5 protein-coding genes are annotated in these 8,652 nt (G+C 68.9%); all 5 read right to left on the bottom strand.

What is annotated here, in order from left to right; genetic code table 11:
• Positions 1-89: 89 nt before the first annotated feature.
• Positions 90-1,154 (bottom strand): YqcI/YcgG family protein, encoded by a 1,065-nt coding sequence (locus tag G3N92_RS27310; RefSeq protein WP_206130702.1) that lies wholly within the window; start codon positions 1,152-1,154, stop codon positions 90-92.
• 93 nt (positions 1,155-1,247) lie between these two features.
• Positions 1,248-2,690 (bottom strand): peptide synthetase, encoded by a 1,443-nt coding sequence (locus tag G3N92_RS27305; RefSeq protein ID WP_206130701.1) that lies wholly within the window; start codon positions 2,688-2,690, stop codon positions 1,248-1,250.
• A 523-nt stretch (positions 2,691-3,213) separates the two neighbouring features.
• Positions 3,214-5,421 carry a TonB-dependent siderophore receptor gene (locus G3N92_RS27300; RefSeq protein ID WP_241015048.1) on the bottom strand — a complete coding sequence of 736 codons (2,208 nt, stop codon included), beginning with the start codon at positions 5,419-5,421 and terminating at the stop codon, positions 3,214-3,216.
• 342 nt (positions 5,422-5,763) lie between these two features.
• The gene (gene fhuB, locus G3N92_RS27295; protein ID WP_241015047.1) at positions 5,764-7,791 is read right to left on the bottom strand and encodes a Fe(3+)-hydroxamate ABC transporter permease FhuB; all 2,028 of its coding nucleotides are present in this window, start codon (positions 7,789-7,791) and stop codon (positions 5,764-5,766) included.
• Positions 7,781-8,652, bottom strand: an 872-nt coding sequence (locus tag G3N92_RS27290; protein WP_206130700.1) for an ABC transporter substrate-binding protein, incomplete at its 5' end; no start/stop codon positions are given. The genes G3N92_RS27290 and fhuB, both read right to left, overlap by 11 nt.

Raw genomic sequence — 8,652 nt, 5'->3', positions numbered from 1 at the left:
CATCGCGCCGGAACCAACCGGCCCATGCCGGCGGGCGCGCGGCACGACGGCGCGCGCGGCGGTCCGCCTTGCGCGCGCCGACCTCGGCCTCAGTCCTCGCCGTACTCGTGGCGATCGCTCTTGCCGGGCGGCATGGGGTGATGCTCCTTGCCGTGCCACGACGCCGGATGCGGCGCATACGGGCTCTCCGTCGAGACGATCCGGTGCTGCTGCCAGTGGCGCGCGCCGGCCTCGTCGGCGGCGGCCGGCTTCGCTTGCACCACCACCGGCTCCGCATGACGCTTCGGCGCGTAGTCGCCCGCGTTCAGCACGTCGCGCGGCTCGGCGCCGAACGCGGCCTGCGCGGCTTCGGCGTTCTGTTTCTGGCGTTTCAGGAACGGGCAGCGGTCGTCGGCGGCCACGTTGGCGTCGTCGAGGAAGTACTGCTTCCATTCGAGGTTGCCCGGGTCGCCGTAGAAGCCGAGATCCGGGTGGGCCGAGATTTCGTCCCAGGTTTCGAGGCGCTTGCGCACCTGGTTGCGCGCCTCGCGGCCGATCACCTTGTTGGTGATGGTGTCGACGAACACGCTGCGCGGCTGGAACAGCAGCACCATGCCCGGGCCGAGGTTGCGGCTGTGGCGGGTGCGGAACGACGGGCACGCGCACACCACGAAGCACTCCACGCCCGCGAACGAGAATTCCCAGTCGCCATCCGACGGCGGCGGCTGCTGGTCGGCCTTCGGATCGGGATCGACGTCGTGCAGGTGCTGCAGGATCTGCCAGAAGTGCTTGTGATAATCGTCGTGCGAGAGCGGCTCGGCGTCCGGCTCGAAGAAGATCGCGATGTTGTTCTTGCGGTACTCGGGGCGCAGCGCGAGTTCGGCGAACGTCTGCATGGTGGCCGGCAGGTCGGCGATGTTCTTGCCGTTCACGAACGAATAGAACATCTCGCCGCGCTTCTCGGCGATGGTGCCGAAGAAGCACGGATACTCGGGGTGCATCACGCTCTTGCGCAGCGTCTCGTACGAGGCGTCGAGCCACGCGGGCGGGTTCGCCGCGGCGCCCAGCGCGCGGCCGTTGATGATGCGGCTCTTCCAATCGCCCGGATCAAAGCCTTCGCCGGGCGCCGCATCGGCTTGCGCCAACAGGTTGACCTTTTCCTCGGTTGAACTCATTTCATATCCTTGTTCGTCGCCCGCGCGGGCGAACGTGCCGGGCCGCGCGGAATGCGCGGCCCACCAGTCAAAGCAGGTTCCTGCCGGCGGCGCTCAGGCGGATGCGCCCGCGTTCGCCTTCGCCTCGAGTTCGGCGACCAGCGCCTGAACCCAGTCGTCCGGAATGATCGGCTGGTGATACGTGCACTCGCCCGACAGCACGGTCGACCCATGCAGGCGGCCGTCGGGAATCAGCACCTTGTCGCCCACGTTCATCTTCAACTGCATGCCGACGTTGCCCCAGAACAGCATCTGGCCTTCCTCGATGGTCACGAGGCGGTGGTCGTTGTGGACGTGCGTGGTCGAGCACATCTCGAACGGCTCGACGAAGGTTTCGCGGTCGATGCCCGGGCATTCGACGTCGATGCGATCGCTGATGCGGTGGGCGAACTTGATGTAATGGCGGATCGACGACAGCCACAGCAGCTGCTCGCCGAGATCCCAGCGCGCGCGCTCGCACAGGCGCTCGGCCGCGGCCACGCCTTGCACGGCCTGCTGATAGGCCGGCTGGCCGAACTTGTCGGCCACGGTTTCCAGCGCCTGCTGGAAGCGGGCCACCAGCGCGTCGGTGCGGCGCTCGAATTCGCCCGGCTCGCGGCCGGCCGGCGCCAGATGCGCGCAGGCGCGCTCGAGCGCGGCGCCGAACGCCAGCCACTCGGCTTCGGCCGCGTAGGCCGCGCCCACCAGGCCGAACGCGCGATCCGGGCGGCGGCCCAGCGCGTAGAGCAGGTTGGCCTTGGCCGTGCTGGTCGGCAGGTAGAACTGCCAGTACGCGTGCTGCTGGCGCGTCACGCCCACCGAGGCGGCGATCTTTTCGAGCAGCGCGTCCGACGGCAGATCGCCGTGCAGTTGCGGGCGCAATGCTTCCGGCAGCATGTCGAGGAAGCCGCTCGCGGTGGCGCGGGCCAGCGCGCGGCGCTTCGACGGCGCGAGCGCCCAGCGCTGCACGGTGATGAAGCGCAGGCCTTCCTGCAGGTAGTCGTTGCGCATCAGGCGCGCGAACGATTCGCTCCAGAACGCCGTTTCCGCCTCGATCAGGCGCTTCAGGCGCGCGGCCGCGGCGGCCGGCTCGGCCTCGACGGCCTGATCCTGCGCGAGGTATTCGAACGCATAGGCTTCGAGGAACGGGGCGATCTGCGCGCCGAACACCTGCACGTCGTCGCCGTAGAAGCCGCTGAAGTGTTGCCATTCGTCGATGTCGGCGCTGCGCGGCAGGCGCGCCACGCCCAGTTCGTAGATCGACAGCAGCGTGCGGCCCGAGGCCAGCGCCGGCAGGCGGCTCACGTTGTGCATGCGCACCGGCTTCTGGAACTTCAGGAATTCGAAATCTTCCGGGCGCAGCGGGCGGCGATGGAAATCGTCCTCCAGCAGCAGTTCGCTGACATGCGCGCTGCGGAACGCGTGCGCGGCGGAGAACTGCTTGATCAGTTCGACGTAGCGTTCGCTCTGGCCGGCGAACGGCGAGAAATCAAATAGCAAAGGCATGGCTTGCGACATGGCGAAGGTTCCTGTGAAGAGATCTCGGAAGCGCGCGGCCCGGCCGGGACGCCGGGGCGCGCGAGAAAAGGCCGGCAGCACCGGCTGGGAGCGTCGCGTGCGGCGAAGCGGCGCCGGTGCAAACGCGCAGGCAGCGCGACGGCGATGCCGGCGGCGCGCTGAAATCGGACGCCCGGCACGGCACGGCCAGGCAGGTTGAACGGACGGCATTCGGCATCGTCATGCTCACGTCAGCGACATTCATCGTTCCCTCCATGACCCGTTCGCGGCCGCGCCCAGGCATCGGGGCGCGGCCACACGAATCAGTTGCACAACCCGGCTTCGGCCCGAAGCGTGTCGTACGCGGGTAATTTATATAAATACAATGCAAATCGGAATGATTCGCATTCTTTGTTTCAATTTCACGACCACTTCGTGACCGCCGCTGTCGCGCATGTCCTGTCTTCCGGCATGCGCTCCCGGCCGGAGCCGGGGTCGAGGCCGGGGCGCGCGGAATGCCCCGGTTCGTCAGGATGCTGAAACGTCAGAAATCCGAACGAAGCGTCAGCATCACGTTGCGGCGATCGCCGAACACGCTGTAGAAGCGGCCCGGCGGACGGATGTAATAGCCGCGGTTGAAGATGTTGTTCAATTGCAGCGAGGCTTCCAGGTGCTTGTTGAAGCGATAGCCGAGCTGCGCGTTGAAGATCGCGTAGCCGCCCTCCTGGATGCCGCGCGAAATCCAGCTTTGCGCGAGCATGCCGCCGCCGATGTTCAGGCCGTTCAGCACGCCGCTCGTGAACTTGTAGTTCGTCCACAGCTTGAATAGATGCTTCGGATCCGTGCCGTCCGTCAGGTTCGCCGAGTCGTTCTCGAAGTTCGCCTGCAGGTAGGTATAGCCGGCATAGATGTTCCAGTTCGGCGTCGGCTGCCCGGTCACCTCGAATTCCACGCCTTCGTCGCGCGCGCGGCCGCCCGGGATCGAGCCGTTGGCGTGCAGCGGATCCGGATCCGAGATCGCACGATTGTTGTCGTTGATGCGGAACACGGCGGTGGTGGTCGACAGGCGGCCGCCCAGGAACGTGTTCTTCATGCCGATTTCATACTGCTCGCCCGAGCGCGGCGGCAGCAGCGCGCCGGTGTAGGTGGTGTCGGTCTGCGCGGCCAGGAAGCGCGAGTAGCTCGCGTAGGCGGTGGCCCACGGCGCGATGTCCCACACGATGCCGGCCGACGGCAGGAAGCGGTGATTGACCTGCGCGACCGTCTTCCAGTCCTGCCCGGCCGGAATCGCAGCCTGCGAGCGCTCCTGCAGGAACGCCTCGCGCGCGCCCAGCACGACCGTCACCGGGTCCGCCACCTTGATGCGCGCCTGCGCGTAGATGCCGTACTGCTCGAAGCGGTTGTTCGTGCTGCTCGTGTACGGCACGGCGACCTGGGGCACCGCATCGGCATTGAACGCGCTCCAGGTGCCGAGCACGCCCGGCCCCGGCGTGCTCTTGTAGCCGTAGGTCTGCGTGCTCGACTGCAGCGAGTAGTTCGCGCCGATCGTCAGTTGATGCTCGCGGCCGAACGCGTTGATCGGGCCGGACACGTGGGTGTCCGCGCCGAACCAGTCGAGGCCCGCGTGCTGGCGCTGATCGCCGAACAGCGCGTTGCCGTTGGCCAGCGCGAACGGGCCCGAGTAGGCGTAATACGATTTCAGCAGTTCGTGGCGGTAGAACAGCGTCGTGTCCGATTCCCAGCCGTTGCCGAACTTGTGCTTGAGATTCGCGTTGGTCTCGACCAGCGACGTGAACGCGCTGTTCCACGACGGGCTGAAGTTCTGCGACCACGAGCTCGGCACGGTGCCGATCAGCGCGTTGCGCGCCGCGTTCGGCACGCCGCCGATGCCGTAGTCGACGCCCGTCATCGAATACGTTTCGTAGCTCGCCGACAGCGACAGCGTGGTGCGCGGCGTGAAATCGATGTCGAGCGCGCCATACACCATCACTTCCTTGTTGCGCTCGCCGTCCAGCGACCGGTTGCCGTCGAGGCCCACCACCACGGCACGCCCGCGCACCGAACCGTCCCGGTTCAGCTTGCCGGTCACGTCGACCATCTGGCGGATGCCGCCGAACGAGCTGACCTGGGTTTCCGTGGCGAGATGGAATTCCTTCTGCGGCGCCTTGCGCACCAGGTTGACGGTGCCGCCCGGGTTGCCGAAGCCGTCCATCACGCCCGACGGCCCGCGCAGCACTTCCACGCGGTCGTACATGGCCAGATCGAACTGCTGCTGGTATTGCAGGCCGCTGATCAGCGAGACGCCGTCGAACTCGATGCCGAGCTGGTTGCCGCGCGCGCGGAAGTAGCCCGTGCCGTCGCCGTAATCGACCGAGGTCACGCCCGTCACGTAGCGCAGCGCTTCCTGGATCGTCGTGAGATTCTGGTCGTCCATCCGTTGCCGCGTCAGCACCGACACCGAGGCGGGCGTTTCCTTCAGCGGCACCGGCACCTTGCCGGCCACCGTGGCGCTGCGCGCCAGGTACGATCCGCTGTCCTCGGTGGTGGCGTCGGGCGCCGCCTTCACATGCACGGTCGGCAAGGCGGTGGAAGAAGCCGGCGCGTCGGCGCCGGTGGCGGATTGTGCGTGGGCGGCCCCGGCCCACATCGCGCACAGCGCGACCGCGGCGGCGACCGGCGTACGCCGGATCCGTACCACCCCAATGGTATTCGTGCGTCCCTCGCGGCACATCGGTTCGATCCAGTTGCTCATTTTTTCGTTACGTTATGCGTAATGTTTTTGATCCGCCGCCTTCCCGAGGCGCGGCGGACGCTCTCTCGTCACTGCACGGCACCGCGAGCCGACGCACCTGATTGCGCGCCGCCCCGCTGCCCGCCCGACCCGCCCCCCGGCTGATCGCACACGCGCCGGACACACCCTGCCGGCTACGCCCATGAATCACCGGCCACCGCAGCGACCGGGAAATTCACGGAACAAGATTCTAACCGATAATGATTCTCATTTTCATAATCGTTTGCAAAATTTTAGGGCTTTTCTCGTCGAATCCGCTGCCCACCGCCCCGCTCCGGAAAAATCGTCAAGGACTGCGATCGATCAGGTGGCCGAAGCTTGTCGATGCAGCATCAGCGCCACCAGATACGGCCCGCCGATCAGCGTGGCGACCAGCCCGGCCGGCATTTCCATCGGGAACGCAACCTGGCGCCCGAGCCATTCGGCGAGCCCCATCAGCAAGGCGCCGATCAGGGCCGCCACCATCATTTGGGTACGCGACTTGCGGGCGCCCGAGTAACGCGCGATATGCGGCGCGACGAGCCCCACGAACGACAGCGGCCCGACGATCAGCGTGGCGGCGGCGGCCAGGATCGCGGCCAGCACCAGCACCGTCGCGCGCGCACGCGATACCGGCACGCCGAGGCTCGCGGCGGTGGCCGCGCCGAGCCCGAGCGAATCGACCCAGCGGCCGAGCAAGGGCCCCAGCACGAGCGCCAGCACCGCGATCCCCGCCGCGGCATAGGCCGCGCTCGGCGGCACGTAATAGGTCGAGCCGAGGATGAAGTTCAGCATCAGGTCGCCACGCGAATCGCCGCTCGAAAGCAGCGCGCTGACGACCGCCTGGAACAGCGCGCTGATCGCCACGCCAACCAGCAGCATCCGCTCGGGCGCGAACTGCGCCCGCACCCCGAACCCCATCACGATGCCGAGCGTGACCAGCGATCCCGCGATGCAGCCGGCGAGCAGGATCGGCGGCGCCGGCGCGAGGCCGAGCAGCAGCACGGCCATGATGCCGAGCGCGCCGCCCGAGCTGACGCCGAGCAAATCGGGGCTGGCCATCGGGTTCGCTGTCACGCGCTGGATCAGCGTGCCGCTGACGGCCAGCAGCACGCCGGCCGACAGCGCGGCGACCAGGTGCGGAATGCGCCAGAACGCGAGCGCGGCGATCTGTGCCGAGCTGCGGATGTGCCAGCCGTCGACGCCGCGCGACACGCCCACGGCGAGCGCGATCACCAGCACCAGCGCCGCCAGCGCGAACGGCGCGCGACGCATCAACCGGCCATGCGGGATCGGCGCGGCCGCCGCCGCGTGCAGATCGGGCTGGCTGCGCAGGCGCGGCAGCATCCACAGCAGGAACGGCACGCCGACCAGCGAGGTAACGGTGCCGGTGGGCACCACGTGCGCGGAAAATACTTCGGATGACTGCACGATCCGCACGAGCGCGTCGGTCGCCCACAGCAGCGACGCGCCGATCGCGGGCGCCCAGACCAGCCGGGCGCCGAGCCGGCGCGCGCCGGCCAGGCGCGCAAGCATCGGGGCGGCCAGGCCGACGAACGCGATCACGCCGACCGACGACACCACGCACGCGGTCAGCACCAGCGCGATCAGCAACGCCGCGAAGCGCATGCGCTGCAGGCCGACGCCAAGGCTGGCCACCGTCGCATCGCCGGCCTCGAACACCGCAAAGGCGCGACGCAGCAGCACGGTGGCGGCCACGCAGAGCGCCAGCCCGATCGCGAGCCCGCGCGCCTCGCCCCAGCCGGTCTGGTCGAGCGCCCCGCCGCCCCAGATCATCAGGCCGCGCAGCAGTTGGAAGTGCGACAGCGCGATCGCGAGGCAGATCGCCCCGCAATACAGGTTGACCACCATCCCCGACAGGATCACCGACAACGAGGCCATGCGCTGCCGCGCCGCCAGCGCGAACACCACCAGCATCGCGAGCCCGCCGCCGGCGAACGCCACCGCGGTTCGGCCGAACGCGAGCCACGACGGCATCCACAGCGCCGCCACCATCAGCGCGAGATAGGCGCCGGGGAAGATGCCGAGCGTCAGCGGCTCGGCCAGCGGATTGCGCAGCACCTGCTGCGTCAGCGTGCCGGCCAGGCCGAGCGCGGCGCCGCACAGCAAGGTCATGGCGATCCGCGGCAGCAGGCTGTCGCGCACCAGCACCTGATGCAGATCGGTACGATCCGGTGCGACCAGCGTGGCCCAGAACGACGCGCCGCCCAGCTGCGCGTGAATCGCGAACGCCGACAGCACGAGCGCGAGCAGGCCGAAGCCGGCCACCATCGGAATCCGCAAGTCGCGGGCCGGTGCACCGCGTGCCGACGCGGCGAGATCATGCGACATGGCCGCCTCCCGCCTCGATCGCGCCGAGCGCCGCGTTCACCGCGACCACGAAACGCTGCATCGATACCAAGCCGCCATACGGCGCGATCACCGGCAGGCTTGCGACCCGTTGCTCGCGAACCGTCGGCAGCGCCCGCCAGATCGCATTCGATGCCAGCGCGGCGCGCGTCGGCGCGTCGATCGGCCCGACGATCAGCAGGCTCGCATCGGCCACCTCGACGAGCCGTTGCATCGGCACCAGCGCGAAGCCGCCGTCGGTCGGCCAGGCATCGCCGCCCGCGCGCGGATGCGCGGCATTGGTCACGCCGATGCGCGCCAGCATCTGGTCGAACAGGCTGCCGCGCCCGTAGACGCGCAGCCGCCGGTCGTCCACCAGTTCCGCCACCAGCACCGGCCGGGCCAGGCGCGCCGGCGTCGCGATCAGCGCGGCGCGCGTCGCATCGATCGACGCCTCGGTTCGCGCGGCCAGCGCCGCGGCCTCGGCCGGGCGTGCCAGCCGCGCGCCGAGCTCGGCGGTTTCGGCGCACAACGCGCGATATGGATCCGGCGCGCGACGATACATGCCGAGCGTCAGGGTGGGCGCGATCCGCTCGTACCAGCCGCGCGCCGCCGCGTGGCCGGGCGTGATCAGCATCAGGTCCGGATGCAGCGCCTGCAGGATCTCGAAGTTCGGCTGGTACAGCAGGCCGAGATTCGCCACGCCCTGCGGCAGCGGCGGCGCGACGATCGTGCGCCGGTACCAGTCCGGCAACGACATGCCCACCGGCACGACGCCGAGCGCCAGCAACATCTCGCCAAGCTCCCAGCTCATCACCACGATCCGGCCCGGCACCGGCCCCGTGGCCGGCGCGGGCGCAGGCA

This window comes from Burkholderia sp. Ac-20379, assembly GCF_017104645.1.
Lineage (GTDB): Bacteria > Pseudomonadota > Gammaproteobacteria > Burkholderiales > Burkholderiaceae > Burkholderia.
This window is presented reverse-complemented; position numbering and strand designations above follow the sequence as displayed.